Genomic DNA, 26,723 nt, shown 5'->3' with positions numbered 1-26,723 from the left:
GCGCGGCGCCTGCGGGCAGAGACTTCCTTCTGGGGTGGGATTAGGTGACACCGAACTTGGCTTCGACGACTTCCATGCGTGCCACGGCACTGCTCGCTGGCACGATGCTCGCCGGTGTGCCGCTCGCCGCCCTCGCCCAGACGGCGCCTGCGGTGCAGACCCCGCCGCCGCCCGTGACCGCAACCATCGCGCCCGCGCCGGCGCAGGAGCACATCATCCGCTCGCTGCGGGTCGAGGGCTCGCAGCGCGTGGAGCCGGAGACGGTGCTGAGCTACACGCGCCTGCGCGTCGGCATCCCCTACACCAACGAGACGCTCGACCAGGCGATCAAGGACCTGCTTGCTTCCGATCTGCTGGCGGACGTCCAGATCGACGGCGCGGTCACCGGCGACATCGTCATCCGCATCCGCGAGAACCCGATCATCAACCGCGTGGTGCTGGAGGGCAACAAGCGGCTCAAGAACGACAAGATCGAGAAGGAGCTGAAGCTCAAACCGCGCCAGATCTTCACGCGCACCGCGGTGCGCGCCGACGTCGCGCGCATCATCGAGCTCTACCGCCGCCAGGGCCGCTTCGGCGCCTCCGTCGAGCCCAAGCAGGTCAGCCTCGACCAGAACCGTGTCGACGTGATCTTCGAGATCCACGAGGGACCGAAGTCCAAGGTCCGCCAGATCAACATCATCGGCAACGAGAAATTCTCGGACGGCGAGCTCAGGAAGCAGATGGCGACCAAGGAGGCGCGCCTCCTCACCATCTTCTCGTCGAACACCAGCTACGACCAGGACCGCCTGGCCTATGACCAGCAGAAGCTGCGCCAGTTCTATCTGACCGAGGGCTATGCCGACTTCCGCGTGATCTCTGCGGTCGCCGAGCTGACGCCCGACAAGCGCGACTTCATCATCACCTACGTGGTCGAGGAAGGGCCGCGCTACAAGTTCGGCGACGTCACCGTCGACAGCGACATCCGCGACTTCGACGACAAGCGGATGGCGGCGACGCTCGGGATCAAGAAGGGTGACTGGTACAACGCCAAGAAGGTCGAGGACACCGTCGACTCGCTGAGCCAGACCGCCGGCGCCTTCGGCTACGCCTTCGCCGACGTGGACCCCGAGTTCCAGCGTGACCGCGAAGCGCTCACGATGAGCCTCAACTTCCATATCAAGGAAGCCAACCGCACCTACGTCGAGAAGATCGACATCACCGGCAACACCCAGACCCAGGACAAGATCATTCGCCGCGAGATGCGTCTCGCCGAGGGCGACGCCTTCAACACCTTCCTGGTCAAGCGTTCGACCGACCGCATCAACTCGCTCGGCTATTTCCAGGATAAGTTCGAGATATCGCAGAACCCGGGCTCTTCGCCCGACCGCATCGTGCTCGGCGCCAACGTCGAGGAGAAGGCGACCGGCGAGCTCACCCTGTCGGCGGGCTTCTCGAGCCTCGAGCGCTTCATCCTCCAGGCCTCGATCCGCCAGCGCAACTTCCGCGGCAAGGGCCAGGACCTGCGCGCCTCGGTCAATTATTCGAGCTATTCGAAGTCGGTCGAGCTGGGCTTCACCGAGCCCTATTTCCTCGACAAGAACATCGCGCTCGGCGGCACGATCTTCCGTCGGGACTACAATGCTTTCAATTACTTGGGCAGCGATCGTCAGACCACATATTCAAACGTCTCGACCGGTTTCCAGATCGCGACCGGCGTGCCGCTCACCGAATATTGGACGCTGTCGGGCCGCTATACGCTGAGCAAGGACGACGTTGGGCTCGACAAGAGCACCTTCTACACCAACGGCGTCTGCGATCCGCTCAAGGCCGGCCGCTATCTCTGCGAGGCGATCGGCAACCGTCTGACCTCGATGATCGGCCTGTCGATCTCCTACGACAGCCTCAACAGCCGCCTGCGGCCGACCGCCGGTCAGCGCCTCTCGCTGAGCGCCGACTTCGCCGGTCTCGGCGGCGACGTGCGCTACATCCGCGGCCGCGCCGAAGGGTCGAAGTTCTGGAGCGTCGGCGGCGGCTTCATCCTCTCGCTGGTGGGCGAGGGCGGCTACATCCACAGCCTGGAGGGGGACAAGGGCCCCGGCGTCGACAGCGTCCGCATCACCGACCGCTTCTACCTGGGCGAGCCGCAGTTCCGCGGCTTCGACATCCGCGGCGTCGGCCCGCGCGTGCTGCGCTATCAGTATAGCGGCTCGGCGGCGACGGGCGACCAGGCGCTCAACAGGGATCGTGACCAGGTCATCGACGACGCGCTCGGCGGCCGTGCCTATTACCTGAGCCGCCTGGAGCTCGAAATCCCGCTCGGCGCCGGCGCGCGCGAGATGGGTCTCAGGCCCTCGATCTATGTCCAGGCCGGTGCGCTGTTCGGCCTCAAGAAGCCGCTGCCGACCGCCGCCTTCCCACAGGCGCGCGATGCCAACGGCAACCTGCTCTACAACAAGGACGGCTCGCCGACGCTGCTGCCCCTTATCGATTACATCAAGGATTCGGAGGGTCGTCAGCTCTATACCGTTCCCGGCACGACCACGGTCACCACCTGCGCCATCGGCTCGTCGGCGACCGCGGGTGGCCCTTGCGTGGGCGACACCCCCAACACGGTTCTCACCTCGACGACCAACCCGTTCTACGAGGAATATCTCGGCAATTCGGCGAAGCCGCGCCTGTCGGTCGGCTTCGGCGTGAACTGGAATTCTCCGTTCGGCCCGTTGCGTATCGACGTCGCCAAGGCCCTCCTCACGCAGAAGGGCGACGATCCCAAGCTCATTACTTTCAACGTAGGGACTCAGTTCTGATGAAGACGTTCAAGATGATTTTGCTCGCCGCCGCCGCGGCGATCCCCGGCACCGTCGCGCTGGTCGCGCCGGCGGCCGCCCAGGTCGCGGGCATCGCGGTCGCCAATCCGGAGGCCGCCGTCGCGCGCAGCAAGGCATGGACCGCTGCCCAGCAGCAGATCCAGACCACCTATAAGGCGCAGATCGACCAGGCCGAGGCCCGCCGTAAGGCGATCCAGACCGAGCTGCAGCCGCTCTACACCAAGTTCGAGGCGGACCGTAAGGCGAACGTTGCCGAGGCGACGCTGCGTACCCAGGCGCAGGCGATCCAGACCCGCGAGAATGCCGGCAACCAGGAGCTCGCCCGCCTGACCGCCCCGGCGCAGCGCGCCCAGGCCTATGCGCTCGAGCAGATCCAGGCTCAGCTCGCTCCCGCGGTGACCGCGGCGACCACCCGCAAGAACGTGCAGCTCCTGCTCCGTCCGGACGCGGCGCTGTTCGCCCAGCCGACGGCCGACATCACCGCCGACGTCACCACCGAACTCGACCGCCTCGTTCCGTCGGTCAGCATCACCCCGCCGGCCAACTGGCAGCCGGGCCAGCAGCAGCAGGCGGCGGGCGCCGCTCCGGCCGCGGCAGCGCCGGCCGCCTCGACCCCCGCGCGTCCGCAGCAGCAGGGTCGATGAACGAAGCGGCTTCGGCCGGCACCGCCTCCATCGGCCCGCTCGATATCGGACGGGTGATGGCGGCGCTGCCGCACCGCTACCCGATGCTGCTGGTCGACCGGGTCGAGGAGCTGATTCCCGGCCAGTCGATCGTCGCGATCAAGGCGGTAACGATCAACGAGGGCTTCTTCCAGGGCCATTTCCCCGGCCGGCCGATCATGCCCGGCGTGCTGATCGTCGAGGCGCTGGCGCAGGCCGCCGGCGTGCTGGCGGTCGAATCGTTCGGGCTCGCCGGCTCGGGCAAGCTCGTCTACTTCATGGCGATCGACGAGGCGAAGTTCCGCAAGCCGGTCGAGCCCGGCGTGCTGCTCCGCCTCGAGGTCGAGTTCGTCCAGAAGCGCGCGACGGTCTCCAAGTTCGCCGGCCGCGCGCTGATCGACGGGCAGGTGGCGGCGCAGGCCAATTTCACCGCGATGATCGCCGACCCGCCGAGCGCCTGAATCATCGACGAAACTTGCCATCGGGCGCGCTCCCATGTAGGGGCGCGCCTTCCTTTTTGGCTGGTCGGAAACCAGCCGCCGACAGGAGCTAGAGTGACGTGAAGAAAGATACCCACCCCGATTACCACATGATCAAGGTGCAGATGACCGACGGCACCGTGTTCGAGACCCGCTCCACCTGGGGCAAGGAAGGCGACACGATGCAGCTCGACATCGATCCGCTTGCGCACCCGGCGTGGACCGGCGGTTCCAAGCAGCTCCTCGACGCGGGCGGCCAGGTCGCGCGCTTCAACAAGCGCTTCGGCGGCCTCAGCCTCGGCAAGAAGTAAGCATCCATCATTCCGCCGCGGACCGGAGCCGGTTCGCGGCGGCGACAAAAATCCGCGGCCGTTTAAGGACTTGCGGGATCGAAAGACTTGCGTCAGCATTATACCGTTCACCTGAAGGGAGCGGTGAATGCTGGTTTGCACCCTGTCCGGGATCATCGCAGTCATGCTCACGGCGCCTGCCTCGTCGCAGGGCGAGCGCGTGGCGCTGAAGAACCGGACGGTCGCCACATCCGGTTCCACCGTCCGCGCCCCCGTATCGCGCTCCCTCGCGAGGCGCATGGCCTTCATCCCCGTCGCCGCCACCGACATGCCCGACCTGACGAAGCGTCCGCAAACGCTTCGCTCCACCGTCCGGCGCGAACGCTTCGAGCGATCCTTCGAGCCGGTCGAAACCGCGAGCGTCCGCGCCCTCCGCCTTGATTCGCCCGCACGTCAGTCCCGCGGCGGCAGCCCGCTCGACGCCAGGCTGACGCTGCGTCTCGTCGGCGACGCCGGCGGCGTCGCTTCGAGCGATCTCGGCGTAAACGGCGGCATCGCTGGCATGGTCGACCGGGTGATCGAGCGCTGAATCACCTCCACAGGTTGGTGCGGGCGATGTCGAGCACCTCGTCGACGCGGCCGTTCAGCACCGCCTTCACCATGTAGAGCGTGAATCCCTGCGCCATCGCCGCGGTGATCTTCGGCGGCATCGCAAGCTCCTGGCGATTGACGAGAGCATCGACCAGCACCGGACCGTCATGCTCCATCGCGGCGCGGATGCCAGAGGTTACTTCGCCCGGATCCTCCAGCCGGATCCCGCGGATGCCCGCGGCTTCGGCCATGGCGGCGAAATTGGGGTTCTGCAGCTCCACGCCGAAATCCAGGAACCCCGTGGATTTCTGCTCGAGTTCGACGAAGCCGAGCGAGCCATTGTTGAACACCACCACCTTCACCGGCAGCCCGAGCTGCGCCAGGCTGATGAAATCGCCCATCAGCATGGTGAAGCCGCCGTCTCCCGAGAGCGAGATCACCTGCCGCTCCGGGAACGTCGCCTGGGCACCGATCGCCTGCGCCAGCGCATTGGCCATCGACCCGTGCCAGAAGGACCCGAGCAGCCGCCGCTTGCCGTTCATGGCAAGGTAGCGTGCCGCCCACACGGTCGGCAGCCCGACGTCGCAGGTGAAGACGGCATCATCCGCGGCGAGGTCGCTGATCGCCTTGGCCACCTGCTGCGGATGGATCGGCTTGCGCCCGGAGGAGCCGTCGGCGAGCGCGTCGAGCGCCTGCCGCGCCTTGGCATAATGATCGCGCGCCTTGTCCAGATACGCGCCGTCGGCCTTCTCCCGCAGCAGCGGCAGGAGCGCGGCGATCGTCGCGCGGACGTCGCCGACCACGCCGAGCTCGATCGGCGCGCGGCGGCCCAGATTCTCCGGCCGGATGTCGACCTGTGCGATCCGCGTGCCCGCCGCCGGATAGAATTGCCGATAGGGAAAATCAGCGCCGAGCAGCAGCAGGACGTCGCAATCGTTCATCGCATAATAGCCGGAGGAGAATCCGATCAGCCCCGTCATCCCGACGTCATGGGGATTGTCCCACTCGACATGCTCCTTGCCGCGGATAGTGTGGACCATCGGCGCCTTGAGTACGTCGCCGAGCGCGAGCAGCTCGTCATGGGCACCGGCGCAGCCACCGCCGCAGAAGAGCGTTACGCGTTTCGCCCCGTTGAGCAGGTCGGCGAGCGCCTGGAGGTCTTCTTCCCGCGGCGTGACGACCGGCGTCCTCGGCCGCAGGTCGATCGTCGAGGGCGCCGTCGCCTCCTGCGCCGGTGCAAGCGCGACATCGCCGGGGATGACCACCACCGACACGCCCTGCTTCCCCACCGCCTCGCGGATCGCGATCTCCAGGACGCGCGGCATCTGCGCGGGGCTGGAGACCAGTTCGCAATAATGGCTGCACTCCTGGAAGAGGCTCTGCGGATGCGTCTCCTGGAAATAGCCCGACCCGATCTCGGGGGAGGGGATATGCGCCGCGATCGCCAGCACCGGCACGCGCGAGCGGTGGCAGTCGAACAGCCCGTTGATGAGATGCAGGTTGCCCGGCCCGCAGCTGCCGGCGCACACGGCGATGCTGCCGGTCAGATGCGCCTCGGCGCCCGCCGCGAACGCCGCGACCTCCTCGTGCCGGACATGGAGCCATTCGATGTCATCGCGACGCCGGACCGCATCGGTGAGTCCGTTGAGGCTGTCCCCGACGATGCCGTAGATGCGCTTGATCCCCGCCGCGGCGAGCGCCTCGATGAACTGGTCGGCAACCGTCTGGGCCATCGGCTCGCTCCCTTTCGCAAACATGCTCGCGTCCTCGCGCCGCGGGCCCGGTGTGGCACCCCGCCGGCCGCCTGTCAGGTCGGGATCGGACGTCGCGTTTCAAGGCCCGGCGGAACCGCATAAGTTGCCCGACTGCGGAAGGCAGGTGGCGGAGAGGGTGGGATTCGAACCCACGGTGGGCGTGAACCCACGGCGGTTTTCAAGACCATACAGTGGTTTTCGCAAAAAGTTTCGGGTAAATTTCTCAGAGAAAAGCACAAATACCCCGGTGGTTTGCCGTAAACCGGTGTGGGTATGTGCTCCTTTTTGTGCCTCCCAATGGGGTTGCCGTACCGCTATCGACCAGGTCGCTAGGCCATATCGGCATAATGCTCGACATGATTGCAGCGTCCAGTGGAGCCTCGCTCCAAGATAAGTCTGTAAATATCAAAGCGATAAATGCACCTGAGCTCCCCCGCATCGTCGTCAGCCGAGACTGTGCCTACTCCTCGCGAATGAGCTAGCGCAGCGGTCATAGAAACCGTTTGGGGTGATATTAACGGGCGGCTTAGGCGCAAGTAGTCCACCTTGGAATGAAACAGTCCAGCGCGATCGCGAGGTATGTACTCGAAAACCAACATCGCACTGAGGCTCTGAAAGCTCTTGATTGGTAGGGCAACTCTCGTGAGGATGAAGGACATACCCATCCGGGAGGGACCGAATGACAAATAGGGTTCATATTGATGCGCCTGCTGGCGTGGTCGAGATTGAAGGGGAGAAGGATTTCGTAGAAGGACTTCTTGCGAAGCTGTTTCCCCTGCTTGAGGAAGCCGGCTTTGGAAGCAGCCCCCCGAAAAATAGCGATGTGCAGCCTCCCGGCGAAGCCGCCGCTGGTCCAGATGAAGAGATTCCCGAAGAAAATGGCGGCAGTGGAAAATCCAAAACCAAGCGTAAGCGCAGCGTTGCACCCAAAGGACATAGCTGCGCAGATAGAATTTTGGCGCTAAAGGAAGAGGGATTCTTTAAGACTAAACGCGGCGGGAGCGATATCGTAGCCGGGCTGGCGGAAAAGGGATTTACTCACAAGTCAAATCAGGTAGCCGCAGCCGGTGAATCCCTTTTCACGAGGGGGTTGCTTCAAAGGACCAAAGAGGGCTCAGGCCCCTTCAAGTATTTCTGGGATAGAGACTGACGTTTGAGCCTTCCTAGCCTCCAAGACACCCTAAAGGCGATCCCTCAGGGCTTGCGTGATCCTCTAATCGAAGAGTTCGAGCAGGCGCTTGACGAATACCGGGCCGCTGATTGGGAAAAGGTTGGCCTCAAAGCCGGGAAGTTCTGCGAGATCGCATATTGCATATGTGCCGGGCATGCGACCGGGAGTTATGCCGCGACGCCATCCAAACCAGTGAATTTTCCGCAGGCGTGTCGAGATTTGGAGCAGCATAATGGCACAAAGGGCCGGTCGCTCTGTATGCAAGTGCCGAAGATCTTAGCGGCGCTCTACGAACTTCGAAATAATCGGGCCATTGGTCATGTTTCAGCAGAGGTGAGCCCCAACCACATGGATGCGGAGGTATTCCTCCGCGGCATGAAATGGGTGATGGGCGAACTGGTTCGCAACTATTCTCAACTCGCCTTGACCGATTCCCATGCAGTCGTGGAAGCGGTAACTGCTCGGACCTTTCATATGGTTTGGTCTAGCGGGGACATGCGCCGGGTGCTCGAGCCAGCCAAAACGGCGGGTCAAAAGGTGCTGATTTTGCTCTACGCCGAGGGCAAGCAAGTTGCAGTGGCGCAGTTGCAGGCTTGGGTCGAATACAAGAACGGAACCGATTTCAAGCGTAAGGTTCTCAGAGACCTTCACAAAAGAGCTTGGATACATTTTGACGAGAAGGCGTCCACGGCGCAAATTCTCCCGACTGGGCAAGCCTATGTAGAAAAATCCGGTTTGTTGGTTGTTGGCCAGTGAGGTCCCGCTTCGCTGCTCGATATGTAGCATGATTGCGCTTCCGAACTCGAGTCACTAGGACGCCGCATCCGGGTGGATGGCCGAGCGGTTGAAGGCACCAGTCTTGAAAACTGGCGAACGTGCAAGCGTTTCGTGGGTTCGAATCCCACTCCACCCGCCAAGCCAATGTGCCTACTTTTGTGCCTATTCCCTTGTGGATAATTTGACGTGTGTTGGTGCCATTGGCGCACCTTGCGGCTCCATAAGCACCTGAAAGGGAATAAAAACCTGAGATTTCTGCGGGTTCTGGCCGTCCTACGCGGGGAATTTCAAGACCGCTGCCTTAAACCACTCGGCCACCTCTCCGCGCGAGCGGTGCGCCCGCTTACCGGCCCTGCGGGCATTTGTGCAAGTCGCGGGAGATTGGGGGTTTCGCGTGCCCCGCCGCCTGTGGCACACATGCCGCATGTCGGGGGTAAGCGTACGTCTGCGTCACCTGGGTCTCACCATCGCGCTCGCCTGTGCAGCGCTTGCCGGAGGACCGGCCAGCGCGCAGGATGATGCCGGGCTCCAGGCCTTTCTCCAATCGATCCGGTCGAAGGCGATCGCCGAAGGCGTCTCGCCCGCGACCTTCGATTCGGTCGCGCCGACGCTGACCTACAACCCGCGCGTGATCCAGCTCGACCGCGGCCAGCCGGAAGCCGCGCCCAACGCGCCGATCCCGCCCTTCGCACCCTATCGCGCGCAGCATGTCGACGCCGCGCGCATCACCGCCGGCCGCGCCGCCTATCAGCGCTCGCGCGGCCGCCTCGCCCGCATCGAGGCGGAGACCGGCGTCCCCGAGCAGATCATGGTCGCGATCTGGGGGCACGAGACCAATTACGGCCGGGTGATGGGCGGCTTCGACCTGCCGCGCAGCCTGGCGACGCTCGCCTATGAAGGGCGCCGCCGCCAGCTCTTCACCGACGAGTTCATCGCCGCGCTCAAGATGATCGACCGCGGCGTCCCGCGCTCGCGCCTCATCGGCAGCTGGGCCGGCGCGTTCGGCGGGCCGCAGTTCCTGCCGTCGGTCTATCTTCGCCTCGCCCGCGACGGTGACGGCGACGGACGGGCCGACATCTGGAGCAGCGAGGCGGACACGCTCGCCTCGATCGCCAATTATTTCGTGAATGCCGGCTGGCGTCCCGGCCAGCCGTGGGGCTTCGCGGTGACGGTGCCCGGGAGCCTCAACCGCGCCGCGCTCGGCACCTCGACGGTCAGCCCGCGCTGCCCGCGAGTCCACGAGCGCCACAGCCGCTGGAAGACGATGCGCGAATGGCGCGCGCTCGGCCTGGTGCCGCAGGGGAGGGGATGGCCGGCGGACGATATGCTCGCGACCCTGCTCGAGCCCGACGGGCCGGGCCGCACCGCCTATCTCCTCACCGGCAATTATCGCGTGATCCTCGATTATAATTGCTCGAATTTCTACGCGCTTTCGGTAGGGCTGCTCGCCGATGAGATCGTGCGCTAGCTTTCTGGCCCTGGCGGGGCTTGTCCTCGGGACGGGGCAGGCGGTTGCCCAAGCGCAGCCGCAGGACGCGGCAGCCTTCCAGGAACCACCGGGCGACGGCCCGCGCGGTTCGTCCGAGGCCAAGCCTGGTGAGGTACGCTATGACGAGGTCGGCTATGCCGGTCTCGCAGAGCTCGGCGGCGTCTCGATCGCGAGCTCGACGCTGCCGCCCGGCAGCTATGTCGAGGTGACCGCGCTCGACAACGGCAAGACCGTCCTCGCGGTAGTGACCGGCAACGGTTCGCCCAATCGTCTCGCGCTGCTGTCGCCCGGCGCGGCGTCGGCGCTCGGCATCGCCGTGGATCCGGCGCCGGTGCGCGTGCGCCGCGTGACGCCGCCGCCGCAGGACATTGCGCTGCTGAGTGCTGGCCAAGCAGCGTCGGGCCGCAGCGATGCCCCGAAGGCGCTGCTGCTCCCGCTGCGCAAGCGGCTCGGCCCGCCGCCGGGTGCAACGGCACCTATCGCCACCGCGTCCGTGCCGCCCGCGGCTTCGCCGAGCCCGCCTCCGGCCCGCACACCACCGCCAAAGCCGGCGTCACCGCCGAAGAAAGCCCCGGCCAAGGCGCCCGCACCCGCGCCACGCCACATCGCCGGCTATTACGTCCAGGTCGCCGCGCTCTCCAGCCGCGCCCGTGCCGACGCGCTGGCGAGCAGCATCGGCGGCCTCGTCGAGCCCGCGGGCACGCTGTTCCGCGTCCGCCTCGGCCCGTTCCCCGACGCCGAATCCGCCGGTCGCGGCCGCGCCGCCGCGGTGCGGCAGGGCTATCCGGACGCACGCGTCGTCCGCATGAAGTGATCCACCCTCCTATGTTAGTGAGTGCCATGACCCGCAATTATCTCGCCGCCGCCGTTGCCCCCGTCCTCGCGGTCGCGATCGCCTATCCGACGGTGGCCGCGGCCCCGCCGTTCCAGACCGCGGCGCCGGTCGCCTATATGATCGACCTCTCGTCGGGCGCCGAGCTCTACTCCAAGGACGCCGACCGCCGGATGCCGCCGGCATCGATGGCGAAGATGATGACCGTGCTGGTCGCCTTCGACCTTATCAAGAAGGGCGATCTGAAGCTCGACCAGATGATGGACGTGCGCCCGGAAACCTGGCAGAAATGGCACGGTCCCGCAGCGGGTTCGACCATGTTCCTCTCATCGGGTGAGAAGGTCAGCGTCGACAATCTGCTGAAGGGCATCGTCACCCTGTCCGGCAACGATGCCTGCGTCGTGCTGGCCGAGGGCATCTCGGGCACCGAGGAAGCCTTCGTCAACCTGATGAACCGGCGCGCGCAGGAGCTGGGTCTCAAGAACAGCCACTTCGGCACCTCCAACGGCTGGCCCGACGGCGGCGTCACCTATGTGACCGCGCGCGACCTCGCCAAGGTCGCCCAGGCGACGATCGAGGAGCATCCCGACCTCTACAAGAAGTACTATTCGCTGCCGAGCTTCACCTGGGGCAAGACGCTGGGCAGCGGCGCCGACATCACCCAGGCCAACCGCGACCCGCTGCTGGGCCGTGTCCAGGGCGCCGACGGCCTCAAGACCGGTCATACCGAGGAGGCGGGCTACGGCTTCACCGGCTCGGCCGAGCAGGGCGGGCGCCGCCTGATCATGGTCGTCGCCGGGCTCACCAGCTTCAACCAGCGCATCGACGAATCGGTCAAGTTCATGAACTGGGGCTTCCGCGCCTGGAATTCGAAGCCGCTCGTCGCCAAGGGCAAGCAGGTCTCGACCGCCGAGGTTCAGCTCGGCGACGCGGGCGAGGTGGGCCTCGTCGCCCCGCGCAACCTCGCCATCACCGTGCCCGCGGGCACCTCACCCAACGTCACCGCCAAAGTGGTCTACAGCGGCCCGGTCAAGGCGCCGATCAAGGCCGGCCAGCACATCGCCGACCTCGTCGTGCAGACCCCGGACGGCGGTCCGCAGACGCTGCCGCTGGTCGCCGCCAGCGACGTCGGCGAGGCGGGCTTCTTCGGCCGCGTCTGGGCCGGGTTCAAATCGCTGTTCGGGGCGTGACGGCCGGGCGCTTCATCACCCTCGAGGGAGGGGAGGGCGCCGGCAAGTCGACCCAGGCCGCTCGGCTCGCCGACGAGCTCGGCCGGCGCGGCCTGGAGGTGCTGGTAACGCGTGAGCCCGGCGGCAGCGAGGGTGCGGAGGCGGTGCGCGGCCTGCTGCTCGGCGGCGAGGTCGCGCGGTGGAGCCCGCATAGCGAGACCTTGCTGTTCGCGGCGGCGCGCGCGGATCACGTCGAGAAGAAGATCCGGCCCGCGATCGAGGCCGGCATCTGGGTGATCTCCGACCGCTTCGTCGATTCGACGCGAGCCTATCAGGGGGCGCAGGGCATCGACGACGCCGCTATCCTGGCATTGCACGGCTTCGGCTCGAAGGGGCTGCTGCCCGACCGCACGCTGGTACTGGAGATCGGCCAGGACGAGGGTGCCTCGCGCGCCGCGACCCGCGATGCCGGCGCGCTCGACCGTTTCCAGTCGCGCGGGCCGGATTTCCATGCCGCCGTTGCGGCCGGCTTCCGCGGCATCGCCGAGCGCGAGCCGGAACGGGTGCGGCTGGTCGACGCTTCGGGCGATGCGGAGGCAGTGACTGCGCGGCTGCTGGCTGAGCTGGCGGACCTGTTGGTATGAAAGGTGCGACGCACCCAAGCTCCTCCCCGGCACGGGGAGAGGGACCATTCGCGGAGCGAATGGTGGAGGGGGCCCGGCCCCAAGCGATTCGCCGGTGGAGGGCCCCCTCCACCAGCCTGCGGCTGGTCCCCCTCCCCGTACCGGGGAGGAGCTGGACACACCCATGACCCCCTTCATCGGCAACCGGGCGGCAATCGACGCCTTCCTCGCCTCGCTCGCCAGCGGCCAGCTCCACCACGCCTGGCTGATCGCTGGCCCGGAGGGCGTGGGAAAGGCCCGCTTCGCCCGCACCGCCGCCGCGCGCCTCCTCGCCGAGGCCGCCGCGCCCGGCACGCTTCCGCCCGGCCTCGACGTGCCGGCGGACAATCGCACCGCCACGCTGATCGCCGCGGGCGCGCATCCCGACTATCGCGAGATGACGCGCCTCCCCAAGGACCCCGACAAGCCCGACCAGGACATCGCGCGTTCGATCCCGATCGCGCAGGTCCGCGCGCTCCAGCCGATGCTCGCGACCAAGCCGGCGCTCAGCGACCGCCGCGTCATCCTGATCGACGCGATCGACGACCTCGAGCGCCCCGGCGCCTCCAACGCGCTGCTCAAGAACCTGGAGGAACCGCCCGCCGGCACCATCTTCCTGCTCGTCAGCCATGCCCCGGGCCGCCTGCTCCCGACGATCCGCTCACGCTGCCGCCTGCTCCGTTTCGATCCCTTGAGCGACGCGGAGGTCGCCGAGGTGCTCCACGCCGAGCTTCCCGATGCGAGCAAGGCCGAGATCACCGCGTTGGTCAGGGCGGGGCAGGGTTCCCCCGGCCGCGCGCTGCACTTTGCCGGCCTCGACCTCGGCGGGCTGGAGAAGGAGCTCGCCGCGATCGCCCGCGACGGCGACCCCTCCAACACGCATCGCGTCCGTCTCGCCCGCACGCTCGGCCTCAAGTCCGCCCAGCCGCGCTACGAAGCCTTCCTCGAACGCGTCCCCGCCTTCATCGCCGAGCGCGCGCGCGATCTCGCCGGGCCGCAGCTCAAGGACGCCCTCGACGCCTATGACGCCGCGGCGGAGCTCGCCCGCGTCTCGCTCGCCCAGTCGCTCGACGCCTCGACGACGGCGTTCGAGATGGGCGGCCTGGTCGCGAGGCTCGCCCCGCGTTAACTGCCCCGGCCTTGCACCGAGGAAATGGCGACCTCGCCAGCTGCTGCTTCCCCCCGACCGCGTGCTGCACTAGATGGCCGGCATGGCCGAACCCTATTACATCACCACCGCCATCAGCTATCCCAACGGCCGCCCGCACATCGGCCATGCCTATGAGGCGATCGCCGCCGACGCGATCGCCCGCTATCACCGCCAGGCGGGCCGCGACGTGCGCTTCCAGACCGGCACCGACGAACATGGCCTCAAGATGGTCCAGACGGCGCGTGCCCGCGGCATCGAAACGCGCACGCTTGCTGACGAGATGTCAGCTTATTTCAAGGAGATGGATGATCGCCTGAACATCTCCTATGATCGCTTCATCCGCACGGTCGAACCCGATCACCATGCCGCCAGCCAAGCGATCTGGCGCGCGATGGAGGCCGCGGGCGACCTCTATCTCGACCGCTACGAGGGCTGGTATTCGGTCCGTGACGAGGCCTTCTACGATGAAAGCGAACTCGTCGAAGGGGAGGGCGGCCAGAAGCTCTCGCCCCAGGGCACGCCGGTCGAATGGACGGCGGAGGAGACCTGGTTCTTTCGTCTGAGCAAATATCAGGAGCCGCTGCTAAAGCTATACGAAGAGAACAAGGATTTCATCCAGCCGGAGGCCCGCCGCAACGAGATGATCGCCTTCGTTTCGGGCGGCCTCTCCGACCTGTCGGTCTCGCGCACCAGCTTCGACTGGGGCGTACCGGTGCCCGACAGCCCTGGCCATGTGATGTACGTCTGGGTCGACGCGCTCACCAATTATCTCACCGGCACCGGCTATCCGGACGCGGGCGATCCCTTGGCGAAATACTGGCCGGCAGACTTGCATCTGATTGGCAAGGATATCGTGCGATTCCATACGGTTTACTGGCCGGCCTTTCTGATGTCTGCGAAGCTGCCGCTGCCGCGCCGCGTGTTCGGCCACGGCTTCCTGCTCAACCGCGGCGAGAAGATGTCGAAATCGCTCGGTAACGTCACCGACCCGATGGAACTCGCCGACCGCTTCGGCGTCGACCCCTTGCGCTATTTCCTGCTGCGCGAGGTCAGCTTCGGCCAGGACGGCAGCTATTCGGAGGAGGCGATCGTCACCCGCTGCAATGCCGATCTCGCCAACAATCTGGGCAATCTCGCTCAGCGCTGCCTGTCGATCATCGCCAAGAATTGCGCCGGACAAGTGCCGCAGCCGGGCGAGCCGACCGCCGCCGAGGAGGCGCTGATCGAGAGCGTCGCCGCGGCGGAGCGGGGGATGCATGACGCCATGACCGATCTCGCCATCCACGCCGCGCTTGACGCGATCTGGGCGGCAGCGCGCGATGCCAACCAGTATTTCGCCGACCAGGCACCGTGGAGCGTACGCAAGACCGACCCGGCGCGAGCCGACACCATCCTCTACTATGCCGCCGAGGCGATCCGCCGGATCGCGGTCATGACGCGATGGGTTATTCCCGAAAGCGCCGACAAGCTGCTGGATCTGCTGGGGCAGGGGGCGGACGTCCGTGATTTCGCCGCCCTCGCGCGCCCGATCGCGGCCGGAACGGCGCTGCCGCCTCCGAGCGGCGTGTTCCCGCGGCTCGAGCTGAGCGAAGCGGCATGAGGCTCGCCGACAGCCATTGCCACCTCAACTACAAAGGGCTGGCCGAGCAGCAGCCCGAGGTGCTGGCGCGCGCCCGCGATGCCGGCGTGGTCGCGATGCTCAACATCGCCACGCGCGAGAGCGAGTGGGACGCGGTCCTCGCCACCGCCGAACGCGAGCCGGACGTGTGGGCAACCGTCGGCATCCACCCGCACGAAGCCGACCAGCATCCCCATGTCGACACCGCCAAGCTGGTCGAGCGTGCCCGCCATCCGCGCGTGGTCGGCATCGGCGAGAGCGGGCTCGATTATTACTACGACCACAGCGATCGCGAACGACAGCAGGCCAGCTTCCGCGCGCATCTCGCCGCCTGCCGCGAGACGCAGCTGCCGATCGTCGTCCATACCCGCGACGCCGAGGAGGATACCGCCGCAATTCTGGCCGATGAGCTGGGGAAGGGGGACTTCCCCGGCGTGATCCACTGCTTCACTGCCAGCGGCACCTTTGCGCGCAAAGCGCTCGATCTCGGTTTCTACATTTCGATCTCAGGCATCGTGACCTTCAAAAATGCCCGCGATCTCCAGGAAACCGCCGCCTGGCTGCCGCGCGAACGGCTGCTGATCGAGACAGACGCGCCCTTCCTGGCGCCGGTTCCGCATCGCGGGAAGACTGGCGAGCCCGCGTTCGTCGCTGACACCTGCCGTTTCCTCGCCGATCTCCGTGGCGAGAATCCCGATGAGTTGGCTGAGGTTACGCGCGCCAACTTCCACAAACTATTCGCAAAGACGGCCGCGGCGTGAAGGTCCGTATCCTCGGCTGCGGCACTTCGTCGGGCGTGCCGAGGATCGGCAACGATTGGGGTGCCTGCGATCCTGCCGAGACCAGGAACCGCCGCACCCGCGTTTCAATCCTGGTCGAGACCGAAACCACGCGCATCCTCGTCGATACGGGCCCGGATCTGCGCGAGCAACTGTTGGCCGCGCAAGTGAGTACCGTCGATGCGATCATCTGGACGCACGACCACGCGGATCACACCCACGGTATCGACGACGTCCGCCAGATCTTCCACCTGCGTGGCAACCCGGTGCCTGGCTATGCGCGCCCGGCGACAGCGGAGGTGCTGCGGGAACGCTTTGCCTATGTCGTCGCCGGACGGAACGGCTATCCGGCGACGGTCGATCTTCAACTACTGCCGGACAATCTTCGGATCGGCGATGTCGAGGTCACGGTCGTCGATCAGCCGCACGGCGATATCGTCTCGGCTGGATTGCGATTCACCGACGGCCGGTCGACGACAGGTTATGCAACTGACTTCAATATCTTAACCGACGATATGCGAAGTCATTATAGGGATATCGACCTCTGGATCGTCGACGCGCTGCGCCGTGCGCCGCATCCGACGCATCCGACGCTGGATCAGGCGGTCGGCTGGGCGGCCGAGCTCGGTGTCGGGCGGGCGGTACTGACGCATATGGACCATTCGATGGATTATGCGACACTCGTCGCCGAGCTGCCGCCCGGCGTCGAGCCCGGCTATGACGGCCTGGAGATCGTGTTGTGAGCCTCGATTCGGCCAATTACATCTGGGCGTTGGGCGCGCTTGTGCTGGCGGTGAGCGCGCTGATGGCGCAGCGTGCCTCGTTGGGCACGATCATCCGATCGCTGATCGCCTGGGGCGCAATCATCGGCCTCATCGCGATCGCACTGCTGTATCGCCAGCAGATCGAGACGGTGGTGACCGCCGCTGCCGAGCGGCTCGGTTTGGGTGATCAGGAGGTGGTCGGCGACACGGTGCGCATCACCATGAGCGAGGACGGCCATTTCTGGGCACGGGTGAAGCTCAATGATTATACGAAGCGCATGTTGGTCGACAGCGGCGCAACGATAACCGCCTTGTCGCCGGAAACCGCGCGCAACGCCGGGATCGAAGTTGGAGGCGGCGGCTTTCCAGTAGTGATCAATACCGCCAACGGCAGCGTCACAGCTGACCGCGGCCGCGCCGAACGCGTTAGCATAGGCGGCCTCGAAACCCGCGATCTCGGCGTCGTGGTGTCGCCGGCATTCGGCAGCACCGATGTGCTCGGCATGAACTTCCTGTCGCGGCTCGGCTCGTGGCGGGTCGAGGGACGGACGCTGGTGCTCGAACCGAAACGAGGTGAGACACGAAACTAGAAGAGGCCCCCACAAAAACATCTTCACTTTACATAATGTATATTATCGAACTTGATTCGAGGTGCCTGCGAGGCGGAACACGGGATCGCGGATAACAGATATCGGGAGCCCTTCGCATTCGAGTTCCATCACCGACATTGCGGCCATGGCGAAGCGCTTCTTGGCCATTTCAGCTCATACGTGACCAGAAACCCGTCGTGGTCCGAAAGCTCCGGGCCCGTCGGTCCACCGTCGAACACCGCCTCGACGCGGATCGGACGGATTGCCACTTGGTCGCCGCTCCAGAAGAATTGGAGATCCTGGGTGTCCATCCAGGGCTCATCATCGTCCCACGACATGCGGACCTCGCATCCCGAGGCAGGATCGGCGCACACGCGGTGGACCAGCTTGAGCGATTGATAGCGGGTGAAATTCTCCCACCGCTCCTCCGAATGCCGCATGTTGAAGTCGCCGCCGAAGACGATCGGAAAGGCATCATCGTGTGTCCGATCGATGAATTCCGATGCCTCCAGCGCCTGCCGCTCATGCGCTTCGAGGTTGCGGTTGGCCGGCGCACGCGAGGCATTCCGCGAGTTCATGTGCGTGTCGTAGAGGTCGACCGGCGTCGGCACGCCCGGAATGGCGATGCGGGCCAGCACGATGCCCTTGTTGGCGAGGCAGTCGAACCCGGCGCAAGATCGTCGCCCGTAGGCCCGTCTGTCGACATGCACGATCGCATAGCGGGAAGCGACGGCAAGTCCGCTGCCGTTGAAGTGGATGCCCAGCTCGCCCCGCTTGATCTTCGCCTTGCCTGGCAGCGGATCTCGGGTCGATTCGTGAGGCCGCGTGGTTCTGCGTGGGCCTGTAATGATCGCGGGATAACCGGTCGATGCTACAGCCTTTTTTGCAGCACCGCTGAACATCTCCTGGAACATCACCACGTCCGGCCCCTTGCCGGACGCCCGCATTGCCGCCAGTCGCTCGCCGATCTCGCGCAGCTGCGTCGCCCGCCCGCTGCGTGCCGGCCAGCCCAGCCCTTCGATATTGTAGGTGAGCACCGACAAGGTCGTGCTCGCCGTCCGGCCGTCCTTCGATATGGCGATGTCGGGCGGCATTGCGGACTGACAGGCGATCGCCCGGAGCGGCGGCGGTGTCCCGCATGACGAGAGCAGCAGGGCGCATCCGGCGAGCCCTCCCCCTCGCCTCACCAGCCGACCGATCGAGCTTCGAACTTTCATCGAGCCATGCCTGCTTATCGACTGGACGCCATTCACTGGCGGATTAAAGCCTTCCGCCAAGAGCAATCAATCATAGACGAATCCGAGGAAAGAGGCATGATCGAACGTCTGGTGGCGATCATGGCGCGGTTGCGCGACCCGGAGCATGGCTGCGAATGGGACGTGGCGCAGAGCTTCGCGACGATTGCGCCCTACACGATCGAGGAAGCCTATGAGGTCGCCGACGCCATCGAGCGTGGCGACATGGCCGACCTCAAGGACGAGCTCGGCGACCTCCTGCTCCAGGTCGTTTTCCATAGCCGCATCGCCGAAGAAGCGGGTCTGTTCGACTTGAATGACGTCGTGACGGCGATCAGCGACAAGATGGAGCGCCGCCATCCCCACATCTTCGGCGACTTGGCCGAGGGCGGCCATCACCTCTGGGAGGCGATCAAGGCCGAGGAACGTGCCGCCAAACCCGATGCGAGCGCCCTGGCCGGCGTCGCGATCGGCCTCCCCGCCCTCGCGCGCGCCGAAAAGCTCCAGAAGCGCGCCGCCCGCACCGGCTTCGACTGGCCCGACCCGGCCGGAGCCCGCGCCAAGATCGACGAGGAGCTCGCCGAGGTCGAAGCCGCCGCGCCCGAGGATCGGGCGGAGGAGATCGGCGATCTCCTGTTCGCCGCAGTCAACTGGGCGCGCAAGCTCGGCGTCGATCCCGAGGCCGCGCTCCGCCGTGCCAATGCGAAATTCGAGCACCGCTTCCGCGCAATGGAGGCGGAGGCCGGCGCGGCCTTCCCGACCCTCGGCCTCGATCGTCAGGAAGCGCTGTGGCAGAAGGCGAAACAGGCCGGCTGAGCGGGCGCGGCAGCATCAAGAGGGGGTTTGAATGACGGATTTCAGCATGTCGCGCCGTGCGGCGCTGCTTGCTCCTGCGGGGCTTGCCCTGGCGACCGCCGGCGCTGGATCGGAGGCGAGATCGCCGAAAGCAATATTGGCGCCAACGCCGCCGATGGGCTGGAACAGCTGGAACAGCTTCGCCACCACCATCACCGAGGCGCAGGCGCTGGAGAACGCTGCGATTATGGCGACGAAGCTCAAGCCGCATGGCTATGATGTCTTCACCGTCGACATCCAGTGGTACGAACCCGACGCCAAGGGCTATCGCTACAACGACAATCCGGTGCCAGCGCTCGACGCCCACGGACGGCTGGTCCCGGCGCCGAACCGCTTCCCTTCCGCCGCGAACGGTGCCGGCTTCGCCCCCCTCGCGGCGAAGATCCATGCGATGGGCCTCAAGTTCGGCGTCCACCTGATGCGCGGCATCCCGCGGCTCGCGGTCGAACGCAACCTGCCGGTGCTGGGCGGCGGAGGCGTCCGCGCCGGCGACATCGCCGACCGCTCCAGCATCTGTCCGTGGAATCCCGACATGTTCGGCGTCGACATGACCAAGCCGGGCGCGCAGGCCTATTACGACAGTGTCTTCGCGCTGTTCGCGAGCTGGGGCGTGGATTTCGTCAAGATGGACGACATGAGCCGCCCCTATGACGCGCACGCGCCGGAGATCGAGGCGGCGCACAAGGCGATCCTCGCCAGCGGCCGGCCGATCATCCTCAGCCTCTCGCCCGGCGAGACGCCCGTGGTGCGCGGCCCGCATGTCCGCCGTCATGCCCAGATGTGGCGGATCAGCGACGATTTCTGGGACGAATGGCCGATGCTGAAGGCCCAGTTCACCCGGCTCGAGAACTGGACCCCTTATTGCGGCCCCGGCTCCTGGCCCGACGCCGACATGCTGCCGCTCGGCCGCCTTTCGATGGGCGAGCGCGACACGAAATTCACGCGCGACGAGCAGCGGACGCTGATGACTTTGTGGTCGATCGCCCGCTCGCCGCTTATCATGGGTGGTGATCTGCGTCATCTCGACGACTGGACCCTGAGCCTGCTGACCAACCGCGAGGTGATCGCGGTCAACCAGGACAGCATCGAGAATCGGCCCTGGTATCTCGCCGACAACCAATGCGTGTGGACCGCGCGCTCGCCCGATCGGCGGACGGCCTATGTTGCGATGTTCAACCTGTCGGATGGGCCGGATGCGGCACGGATGAGCGTTCCATTGCGGCGGATCGGCCTTGCCGGAGGGCGGCTGCGCGATCTGTGGGCAGCGAAGGAGTTGGAGCCGGTTACCGATCGCATCGATGCGACGGTGCCGTCGCACGGCGCTGTCCTATTCGGAGTACGCTAGCGATTGGGATCGGCCGGACATACGTCATCCCGGCGAAAGCCGGGATCTCAAGCGAAAGCGCGATGCGGCACGGCTTTCGCCGGGCTATAGTCGCTGGCCGCGGCCCCTACTCCCGCCGCAGCGAGAACCGCTCGTAATCCCGCGGCGCCATCCGTACCTCATACACCGCGCGCTCGCCTTCAACGTCATGCGTCAGCACGTCGCCATGCTGGTGGAGCCACGCGGCCCCTGCCCCGTCGCTCGCGTCGAGCGTGATCGTGTAGCGTCGGTGCCCGCGCGTCAGATGCTCCGCGACGGTGGCAAGCAGTGTGTCGACGCCTTCCCCGCTCAACGCCGATACCGCCACCACCTCCTCGCGCCGTGCCGCCTCGGCCGCGATCTCCGCCCGGCGCTCGGGTGACAGCAGGTCGAGCTTGTTCCACGCCTCGATCCTGGGCGTCGTCTCGGCGACGCCGATCTCGCCCAGTACCTTCTCGACGTCGGCGCGCTGCGCCTCGCTGTCGGGATGCGCGATGTCGCGGACGTGGATCAGGAGGTCGGCCGAGACCACTTCCTCCAGCGTCGCCTTGAACGCCGCGACGAGCTGGGTCGGCAGCTCGGAGACGAACCCCACCGTGTCGGACAGGATCGCCTTGTCGATCCCCGACAGACTGATCTGCCGCAGCGTCGGGTCCAGCGTCGCGAACAGCAGGTTCTCTGCCATGACGTCAGCGCCGGTCAGGCGATTGAAAAGCGTGGATTTCCCTGCGTTGGTATAGCCGACCAGCGCGATCACCGGCCACGGCGCGCGCTGGCGCCGCTCGCGGTGCAGCCCGCGCGTGCGGCTGACCTGGTCGAGCTCGCGCCTCAGCCGCGCCATACGGTCGCGGATCAAGCGCCGGTCGGCCTCGATCTGGGTCTCGCCCGGGCCGCCGAGGAAGCCGAAGCCGCCGCGCTGACGTTCGAGGTGGGTCCAACTGCGCACCAGCCGGCCCGCCTGATAATCGAGATGCGCCAGCTCGACCTGGAGCCGGCCCTCCGCCGTCCGCGCCCGCTCCCCGAAGATTTCGAGGATCAGACCGGTCCGGTCGATCACCTTGCAGCCGAGTGCGGTCTCGAGGTTGCGCTGCTGCACCGGCGTCAGCGCGGCGTCGAACACGGCGAGACCGAGTTCCTCGGCCTTCACCATCTCGGCGAGCTGGTCGACCTGCCCGCTGCCGATCAGCGTCGCCGGCTTGGGCGCGCGCACGCGGAAGGCGATCTTCGCGCGCACTTCAATTCCGATCGCAAGCGCAAGGCCCGCGGTTTCCTCCAAACGCGCGTCGGCGTCGCGGCTCGCACTGCCCTGGTCGGGCAGCACGACCACGGCCCGCGCGCCGCGCGCGAAATCCTGCGCGTCGCGATCGAAACCGGTCGACACGCCGCTATTCGGCGTCGCTCGCCTGTTCGTCGGCGAGATTGAGCGGATTGGCGGGCTGGATGGTCGACACTGCGTGCTTATAGACGAGCTGCGACAGGCCCTCGCGCTGGAGCAGCATGCAGAACAGGTCGAACGCCGCGATCGAGCCCTGCAGCATCACGCCGTTGACCAGGAACATGGTGACGCTTTCCTGCTGGCGGCGCACCGCATTCAGGAAAATTTCCTGCAAAAGCGGCTGTTTGTGCTGGTTCTCCCCCACCGCTTCGACGATGCTGGCGACGTCCAGCGGCCCCGACGGCATGATCGTCGAGATCGCATGCTTGTAGATCAGCTGCGACTGACCGTCCCGGCGCAGCAACACCGAGAAATTGTCGAACCAGGTAACGATACCCTGGAGCTTGACGCCCTTGACGAGGAACATCGTCACCGGGGTCTTGGACTTGCGAAGCGCGTTGAGGAACAGGTCCTGGAGGGAGGTCTGCTTGTCGGCCATGATTGGCTCCTTGGTCTTGGCGGCTTTTCCGCGATTGTTGTTGGGACGCAATCTAAGGTGCGCGAGCCGATACGTCCACCTTTACCCGTCATCCCGGCGAAAGCCGGGATGACGGGATTAGAGGCTACTCCTCGCGCGTCTCGGTGATTCCAAGCAGCTTGAGCTTGCGATGCAACGCCGACCGCTCCATCCCGATGAAGCTCGCCGTCCGCGAGATATTGCCCGAGAAGCGCCGGATCTGGACGCGCAGATATTCGCGTTCGAAGCTTTCACGCGCCTCGCGCAGGGGCGCCCCCATGATCGCGGTGGCGGTCACGCCCCCATCCCCGCCGGGCGTATTGCCCAGCACCTCGGGCGGCAGCAGGTCCAAGTCGATGCGGCCGATGCGGTTGCCCGGCGCCAGGATCACCGTCCGCTCGACGACGTTACGGAGCTGGCGGACGTTGCCCGGCCATTCGTAGCTCTGCAGCGCCACCATCGCGTCGGCCGCGATCTCGGGCGTCGGCACGCGGCGCTCGGCGGCGTAATGGGCGACGAAATGCTCGACCAGCGCCGGAATGTCCTCACGCCGTTCGGCAAGTGTCGGGATCGCCACCGGCACCACGTTGAGACGATAGTAGAGGTCCTCGCGGAACCGCCCCTCGGCAATCTCGGCAGTCAGGTCGCGCGAGGTGGCGGAGACCACGCGCACGTCGACCTTGACGATGCGGGTGCCGCTGACGCGGGTGAAGCTCTGGTCGGTCAGCACGCGCAGGATCCGCGCCTGGGTCGCGACCGGCATGTCGGCGATCTCGTCGAGGAACAGCGTGCCGCCATGCGCCTGCTCGAGCAGGCCGGGCCGCACGAGATCGCCGCCCTCCTCGACGCCGAACAGCTCCTCCTCGACACGCTCGGGCGTCATCCGCGCCGCGCTCACCACCACGAAGGGGCCGTTGGCACGCGTGCTCCAGCCGTGGAGCAGCCGTGCCGCCACCTCCTTGCCGACGCCGGCGCCGCCCATGATCAGCACACGGCTGCCGGTCGAGGCGACACGCTTCAGCGTCGCGCGGACCGAGTTGATCGCGGTCGAGCTGCCGGTAAGGTCGGTCTCACGGCCCACCGTCGCGCGCAGGCTCGCCACCTCGCGCTTCAGCCGCTCGGTCTCGGTCGCGCGCTCGACGAGCAGCAGCAGCCGCTCCGCTTCGAACGGCTTCTCGATGAAGTCGCTGGCGCCGCGCCGGATCGCCGCCACGGCGGTGTCGAGGTTGCCGTGGCCGGAGATCACCAGCACCGGGATCGACGGGTCGCGCCGCTTGATCTCGTCGAGCAGCTCGAGCCCGTCGAGCCGCGAGCCCTGCAGCCAGACGTCGAGCAGCACCAGGCTCGGCCGCCGCGCAGCGATGGCCTCAAGTGCGGCATCGCTGTCGGCGGCAGTCCGTGTTTCGTAACCTTCGTCCTCGAGGACGCCCGAAACGAGTTCGCGGATGTCGAGTTCGTCGTCGACGACGAGAATGTCGAGGGTCATGCGTTGGTCCGATGGCGTGTCAGGGTTGTTGGGCTGGGATCGGAGGTGCCGGCATCCTCGGCCTGCGCATCGGCGAGGCTGGAGAGCATCACCGCGTCGAAGGTGAGCGTGACCACGGTGCCGCTACCTTCCGCCCGGTCGGCGAAGGTCATGGTACCGAAATGCTCCTCGACGATCTTCTTGACGATGGCGAGGCCGAGGCCGGTGCCGCGGCTGCGTGTGGTCATATAGGGTTCGACGATACGGTCGCGCTCGGCGGGCAGGCCGACGCCGTTGTCGGTGACGCGGATGGTGACGCAGCGCTCGCCCTCATTCGCGATCTTGAGCGACACTTCGCCTTGCGGCAGGTCCTCGCCCTCGCGCGCCTCGACCGCCTCGACCGCGTTCTTGACGATATTGGTGAGCGCCTGACCGATCTGGCGGCGATCGCATACGAGGCTCGGCGGCGGATCGTCATAGGTGAGGCCGAAGCGGATCGCCGGATGCGCCACCTCGTGCAGGAACACCGCCTGCCGCGCGAGGTCGAGCACCGCTTCGCGCCGGAACACCGGCTTCGGCATCCGCGCGAAGGACGAGAATTCGTCGACCATGCGCCTCAGGTCGCTCACCTGCCGCACGATGGTGTCGGTCAGGCGCGCGAAGGTCGAATCGCCCTCCTCCGCCATCTTGCCGTAGCGCCGCTGCAGCCTTTCGGCGGCGAGCTGGATCGGGGTCAGCGGATTCTTGATCTCGTGCGCGATGCGGCGCGCGACGTCGGACCAGGCGGCGCGGCGCTGGTCGATGAGCTGCTGGGTGATGTCGTCGAAGGTCAGGACATGGCCGTCCTCGTCGCGGGTGATCTTGACCGCAAGAGTGCGCGCCTCGCCGGCGGCGGTGAGCTGGACGATTCCCTCGCGCGCCTCGCCGTCGAGCAGGGCATCGAGCTCGGGGGCGACCTCGGCCAGCGGCCGGCCGAGCGGGATCGCACCGGGGCGGAGCAGCTCCAGCGCCGAGCTGTTGAACAGGCGGATCGAGCGATCCTCGCCGATCGCGATCACCCCGGCGGTGACGCCGGCCAACACCGCCTCGATCAGCGCGCGGCGGCTCTCCGCCTCGGCATTGGCCTCGACCAGCGCACCGGTCTGCTCCTGGAGTCGGCCCGTCATACGGTTGAAGGCGTTGGCGAGCACGCCGATCTCGTCGCGAGACTTGGGTTCGGGCACGCGCGCGGCAAGATCACCCCCCGCCACCCGCTGCGCCGCATCGACCAGCTCGCCGACCGGCCGGACGAGGCGGTCCGCGACCGCCAGCGCCACGAACACGGCGATGCCGACGATCAGCAGGGAGATGGCCAGCAAGGCGGCATTGAATAGAAGCTGAAGACTTCGTGATCGCGCGAGCAGTGCCTGATAATCGCCAAGCACCGCCTTGGCGCGGTTCATGCGGGCCGCCATCTCCTGCGCGCCCGAGACGCGCGCGGCGTAGACGTAGAGGTCGGTCCCCGGAATCTGCGTGACCGACTGGGTCCGTTCGCTGCTCGTCCCGACGACGCTCGGCTTCCCGGCCTTGAGCTGGGCGATGACCGAGGCGTCGATGTCCTTCTCGAGCGGCCGGTCATAGGGGTTGACCAGCGCCAGCGCGTCGAGCTGTCCATTGGGCGTGATCGAGAAGATGACCGCCTCGGACAGGTTGCGATAGAGCACTTGGGTGGCGAAATTGCCCTGGAATTCCCGGCTGTCGATCGGCAGCTTGTCGACGAGCAGGAAGGACGAGAGGTCCTTCGCCATCGCCAGATTCTCGTTGTCCACGTACCGCAGCATCTCCTGATAGGATTGCTGGGCCAGGCTCTGGACGTTCTCGAGCATTCCGCGCGCGCGGTCGGAGAACCAGAATTCGACGCCGAACTGGAACAGGAACGAGGCGAAGATCGTCACCAGGATCATCGGCACGCTGGCGAGCACCGAGAACAGCGCCACCAGCCGCACATGCAGCCGCCCCTCCCCCGCCAGCGGCAGGCGCGCCGCGCGGCTGCGGGCAATCCGTCGGCCGATCAGCACCAGCAGCGCGACTCCGGGGAGGAGATTGGCGACGAGCAGCAGCGCCACCAAGGGCGGGCTGAGCAGCCGCGGCGTATCGCTGTCGCCGCTGATCACCAGCCAGCTCACGATCGCCACCGCCACCGCGGCAGCGAACACCATGAGCTCGATCGCCGGCGTGATCGTGAAGCGCCGCGGGGCAGCGGTCGCTTCGGCAATCGGCTCGGCGGCAACGGTCATCGTTGCATGCCTACACCATCACTGTTGCCTGCAAAACACAGAATCGTGAC

At 66.4% G+C, this 26,723-nt stretch carries 24 protein-coding genes and 1 tRNA gene; 19 read left to right on the top strand and 6 right to left on the bottom strand.

The window, feature by feature from the left end; translation table 11 throughout:
• The first annotated feature begins 74 nt into the window (after positions 1-74).
• From bamA to LZK98_RS12310, 5 genes are all read left to right on the top strand, one after another.
• Positions 75-2,789 (top strand): outer membrane protein assembly factor BamA, encoded by a 2,715-nt coding sequence (gene bamA / locus LZK98_RS12330; protein WP_233782680.1) that lies wholly within the window; start codon positions 75-77, stop codon positions 2,787-2,789.
• A complete protein-coding gene (locus LZK98_RS12325) occupies positions 2,789-3,454 on the top strand; it encodes an OmpH family outer membrane protein (protein WP_233782679.1) in 666 nt (221 codons plus the stop codon). Before bamA ends, LZK98_RS12325 begins: the two co-directional genes overlap by 1 nt.
• Positions 3,451-3,933, top strand: coding sequence for a 3-hydroxyacyl-ACP dehydratase FabZ (fabZ, locus tag LZK98_RS12320; protein ID WP_233782678.1), 483 nt, complete (start codon positions 3,451-3,453; stop codon positions 3,931-3,933). Before LZK98_RS12325 ends, fabZ begins: the two co-directional genes overlap by 4 nt.
• A 98-nt stretch (positions 3,934-4,031) precedes the next feature.
• Positions 4,032-4,262, top strand: a complete 231-nt coding sequence (gene rpmE / locus LZK98_RS12315; RefSeq protein ID WP_233782677.1) for a 50S ribosomal protein L31 — start codon at positions 4,032-4,034, stop codon at positions 4,260-4,262.
• Between the two features lie 127 nt (positions 4,263-4,389).
• Complete coding sequence (locus LZK98_RS12310) at positions 4,390-4,830, top strand: hypothetical protein (RefSeq protein WP_233782676.1); 441 nt, start codon at positions 4,390-4,392, stop codon at positions 4,828-4,830.
• A 1-nt stretch (position 4,831) separates the two neighbouring features.
• Here LZK98_RS12310 and poxB read toward each other — a convergent pair whose 3' ends face one another.
• The gene (poxB, locus tag LZK98_RS12305; protein WP_233782675.1) at positions 4,832-6,565 is read right to left on the bottom strand and encodes a ubiquinone-dependent pyruvate dehydrogenase; all 1,734 of its coding nucleotides are present in this window, start codon (positions 6,563-6,565) and stop codon (positions 4,832-4,834) included.
• A gap of 700 nt (positions 6,566-7,265) precedes the next feature.
• On the opposite strand from poxB, the gene LZK98_RS12300 reads away from it, so the two are divergent.
• The 12 genes from LZK98_RS12300 (at position 7,266) to LZK98_RS12245 (ending at position 17,587) form a co-directional block, all read left to right on the top strand.
• Positions 7,266-7,736: a hypothetical protein gene (locus LZK98_RS12300; RefSeq protein ID WP_233782674.1), complete on the top strand. Its 471-nt coding sequence runs from the start codon at positions 7,266-7,268 to the stop codon at positions 7,734-7,736.
• Positions 7,737-7,787: 51 nt separating this feature from the next.
• Positions 7,788-8,513, top strand: a complete 726-nt coding sequence (locus LZK98_RS12295; RefSeq protein ID WP_233782673.1) for a hypothetical protein — start codon at positions 7,788-7,790, stop codon at positions 8,511-8,513.
• A 70-nt stretch (positions 8,514-8,583) separates the two neighbouring features.
• Positions 8,584-8,673: transfer RNA gene (locus LZK98_RS12290), tRNA-Ser, on the top strand.
• Between the two features lie 285 nt (positions 8,674-8,958).
• A complete protein-coding gene (locus tag LZK98_RS12285; protein ID WP_233782672.1) occupies positions 8,959-10,002 on the top strand; it encodes a lytic murein transglycosylase in 1,044 nt (347 codons plus the stop codon).
• Positions 9,986-10,837, top strand: coding sequence for an SPOR domain-containing protein (locus tag LZK98_RS12280; protein ID WP_233782671.1), 852 nt, complete (start codon positions 9,986-9,988; stop codon positions 10,835-10,837). Before LZK98_RS12285 ends, LZK98_RS12280 begins: the two co-directional genes overlap by 17 nt.
• A gap of 26 nt (positions 10,838-10,863) precedes the next feature.
• Positions 10,864-12,045, top strand: a complete 1,182-nt coding sequence (locus LZK98_RS12275) for a D-alanyl-D-alanine carboxypeptidase family protein (RefSeq protein WP_233782670.1) — start codon at positions 10,864-10,866, stop codon at positions 12,043-12,045.
• Positions 12,042-12,668, top strand: coding sequence for a dTMP kinase (gene tmk / locus LZK98_RS12270; protein WP_233782669.1), 627 nt, complete (start codon positions 12,042-12,044; stop codon positions 12,666-12,668). Before LZK98_RS12275 ends, tmk begins: the two co-directional genes overlap by 4 nt.
• A 163-nt stretch (positions 12,669-12,831) precedes the next feature.
• A complete protein-coding gene (locus tag LZK98_RS12265) occupies positions 12,832-13,815 on the top strand; it encodes a DNA polymerase III subunit delta' (protein ID WP_233782668.1) in 984 nt (327 codons plus the stop codon).
• 82 nt (positions 13,816-13,897) lie between these two features.
• Positions 13,898-15,436, top strand: a complete 1,539-nt coding sequence (metG, locus tag LZK98_RS12260) for a methionine--tRNA ligase (protein WP_233782667.1) — start codon at positions 13,898-13,900, stop codon at positions 15,434-15,436.
• The gene (locus LZK98_RS12255; protein ID WP_233782666.1) at positions 15,433-16,215 is read left to right on the top strand and encodes a TatD family hydrolase; all 783 of its coding nucleotides are present in this window, start codon (positions 15,433-15,435) and stop codon (positions 16,213-16,215) included. Before metG ends, LZK98_RS12255 begins: the two co-directional genes overlap by 4 nt.
• On the top strand, positions 16,212-16,976 hold the full coding sequence (locus tag LZK98_RS12250) for an MBL fold metallo-hydrolase (RefSeq protein ID WP_233782665.1): 765 nt from the start codon (positions 16,212-16,214) through the stop codon (positions 16,974-16,976). The genes LZK98_RS12255 and LZK98_RS12250 overlap by 4 nt, the downstream gene beginning before the upstream one ends.
• Positions 16,973-17,587, top strand: a complete 615-nt coding sequence (locus LZK98_RS12245; RefSeq protein ID WP_233782664.1) for a retropepsin-like aspartic protease family protein — start codon at positions 16,973-16,975, stop codon at positions 17,585-17,587. Before LZK98_RS12250 ends, LZK98_RS12245 begins: the two co-directional genes overlap by 4 nt.
• 128 nt (positions 17,588-17,715) lie before the next feature.
• Here the strand turns inward: LZK98_RS12245 and LZK98_RS12240 are convergent, their stop codons facing one another.
• The gene (locus tag LZK98_RS12240; RefSeq protein WP_233782663.1) at positions 17,716-18,804 is read right to left on the bottom strand and encodes an endonuclease/exonuclease/phosphatase family protein; all 1,089 of its coding nucleotides are present in this window, start codon (positions 18,802-18,804) and stop codon (positions 17,716-17,718) included.
• A gap of 96 nt (positions 18,805-18,900) precedes the next feature.
• Between LZK98_RS12240 and mazG the strand changes: the two genes are divergently transcribed.
• Both mazG and LZK98_RS12230 read left to right on the top strand, forming a co-directional pair.
• Positions 18,901-19,638, top strand: a complete 738-nt coding sequence (gene mazG, locus LZK98_RS12235; RefSeq protein ID WP_233782662.1) for a nucleoside triphosphate pyrophosphohydrolase — start codon at positions 18,901-18,903, stop codon at positions 19,636-19,638.
• A 31-nt stretch (positions 19,639-19,669) separates the two neighbouring features.
• Positions 19,670-21,022, top strand: a complete 1,353-nt coding sequence (locus LZK98_RS12230; protein ID WP_233782661.1) for a glycoside hydrolase family 27 protein — start codon at positions 19,670-19,672, stop codon at positions 21,020-21,022.
• A 106-nt stretch (positions 21,023-21,128) separates the two neighbouring features.
• Here LZK98_RS12230 and hflX read toward each other — a convergent pair whose 3' ends face one another.
• The 4 genes from hflX to LZK98_RS12210 all read right to left on the bottom strand — a co-directional run bounded on the left by hflX (position 21,129) and on the right by LZK98_RS12210 (position 26,673).
• On the bottom strand, positions 21,129-22,421 hold the full coding sequence (gene hflX / locus LZK98_RS12225; RefSeq protein ID WP_233782660.1) for a GTPase HflX: 1,293 nt from the start codon (positions 22,419-22,421) through the stop codon (positions 21,129-21,131).
• A 4-nt stretch (positions 22,422-22,425) separates the two neighbouring features.
• A complete protein-coding gene (hfq, locus tag LZK98_RS12220) occupies positions 22,426-22,914 on the bottom strand; it encodes an RNA chaperone Hfq (RefSeq protein ID WP_233782659.1) in 489 nt (162 codons plus the stop codon).
• A gap of 124 nt (positions 22,915-23,038) precedes the next feature.
• A complete protein-coding gene (ntrX, locus tag LZK98_RS12215; protein WP_233782658.1) occupies positions 23,039-24,418 on the bottom strand; it encodes a nitrogen assimilation response regulator NtrX in 1,380 nt (459 codons plus the stop codon).
• Positions 24,415-26,673 carry a sensor histidine kinase gene (locus tag LZK98_RS12210; protein ID WP_233782657.1) on the bottom strand — a complete coding sequence of 753 codons (2,259 nt, stop codon included), beginning with the start codon at positions 26,671-26,673 and terminating at the stop codon, positions 24,415-24,417. Before LZK98_RS12210 ends, ntrX begins: the two co-directional genes overlap by 4 nt.
• Between the last annotated feature and the right edge of the window lie 50 nt (positions 26,674-26,723).

It is taken from the genome of Sphingomonas cannabina, assembly GCF_021391395.1.
Classification (GTDB): Bacteria; Pseudomonadota; Alphaproteobacteria; order Sphingomonadales; family Sphingomonadaceae; genus Sphingomonas; species Sphingomonas cannabina.
Note: the sequence above shows the minus strand (reverse complement) of the source record. Positions and strands in the feature narration are given on the sequence as shown.

Bases quoted from the DNA above. Each gene is read 5' to 3' on its own strand.
- bamA (WP_233782680.1), top strand. From the start codon at position 75: ATGCGTGCCACGGCACTGCTCGCTGGCACGATGCTCGCCGGTGTGCCG.
- LZK98_RS12325 (WP_233782679.1), top strand. From the start codon at position 2,789: ATGAAGACGTTCAAGATGATTTTGCTCGCCGCCGCCGCGGCGATCCCC.
- fabZ (WP_233782678.1), top strand. From the start codon at position 3,451: ATGAACGAAGCGGCTTCGGCCGGCACCGCCTCCATCGGCCCGCTCGAT.
- LZK98_RS12310 (WP_233782676.1), top strand. From the start codon at position 4,390: ATGCTGGTTTGCACCCTGTCCGGGATCATCGCAGTCATGCTCACGGCG.
- poxB (WP_233782675.1), bottom strand. From the start codon at position 6,565: ATGGCCCAGACGGTTGCCGACCAGTTCATCGAGGCGCTCGCCGCGGCG.
- LZK98_RS12300 (WP_233782674.1), top strand. From the start codon at position 7,266: ATGACAAATAGGGTTCATATTGATGCGCCTGCTGGCGTGGTCGAGATT.
- LZK98_RS12285 (WP_233782672.1), top strand. From the start codon at position 8,959: ATGTCGGGGGTAAGCGTACGTCTGCGTCACCTGGGTCTCACCATCGCG.
- LZK98_RS12280 (WP_233782671.1), top strand. From the start codon at position 9,986: ATGAGATCGTGCGCTAGCTTTCTGGCCCTGGCGGGGCTTGTCCTCGGG.
- LZK98_RS12275 (WP_233782670.1), top strand. From the start codon at position 10,864: ATGACCCGCAATTATCTCGCCGCCGCCGTTGCCCCCGTCCTCGCGGTC.
- LZK98_RS12265 (WP_233782668.1), top strand. From the start codon at position 12,832: ATGACCCCCTTCATCGGCAACCGGGCGGCAATCGACGCCTTCCTCGCC.
- metG (WP_233782667.1), top strand. From the start codon at position 13,898: ATGGCCGAACCCTATTACATCACCACCGCCATCAGCTATCCCAACGGC.
- LZK98_RS12255 (WP_233782666.1), top strand. From the start codon at position 15,433: ATGAGGCTCGCCGACAGCCATTGCCACCTCAACTACAAAGGGCTGGCC.
- LZK98_RS12240 (WP_233782663.1), bottom strand. From the start codon at position 18,804: ATGAAAGTTCGAAGCTCGATCGGTCGGCTGGTGAGGCGAGGGGGAGGG.
- mazG (WP_233782662.1), top strand. From the start codon at position 18,901: ATGATCGAACGTCTGGTGGCGATCATGGCGCGGTTGCGCGACCCGGAG.
- LZK98_RS12230 (WP_233782661.1), top strand. From the start codon at position 19,670: ATGACGGATTTCAGCATGTCGCGCCGTGCGGCGCTGCTTGCTCCTGCG.
- hfq (WP_233782659.1), bottom strand. From the start codon at position 22,914: ATGGCCGACAAGCAGACCTCCCTCCAGGACCTGTTCCTCAACGCGCTT.
- ntrX (WP_233782658.1), bottom strand. From the start codon at position 24,418: ATGACCCTCGACATTCTCGTCGTCGACGACGAACTCGACATCCGCGAA.
- LZK98_RS12210 (WP_233782657.1), bottom strand. From the start codon at position 26,673: ATGACCGTTGCCGCCGAGCCGATTGCCGAAGCGACCGCTGCCCCGCGG.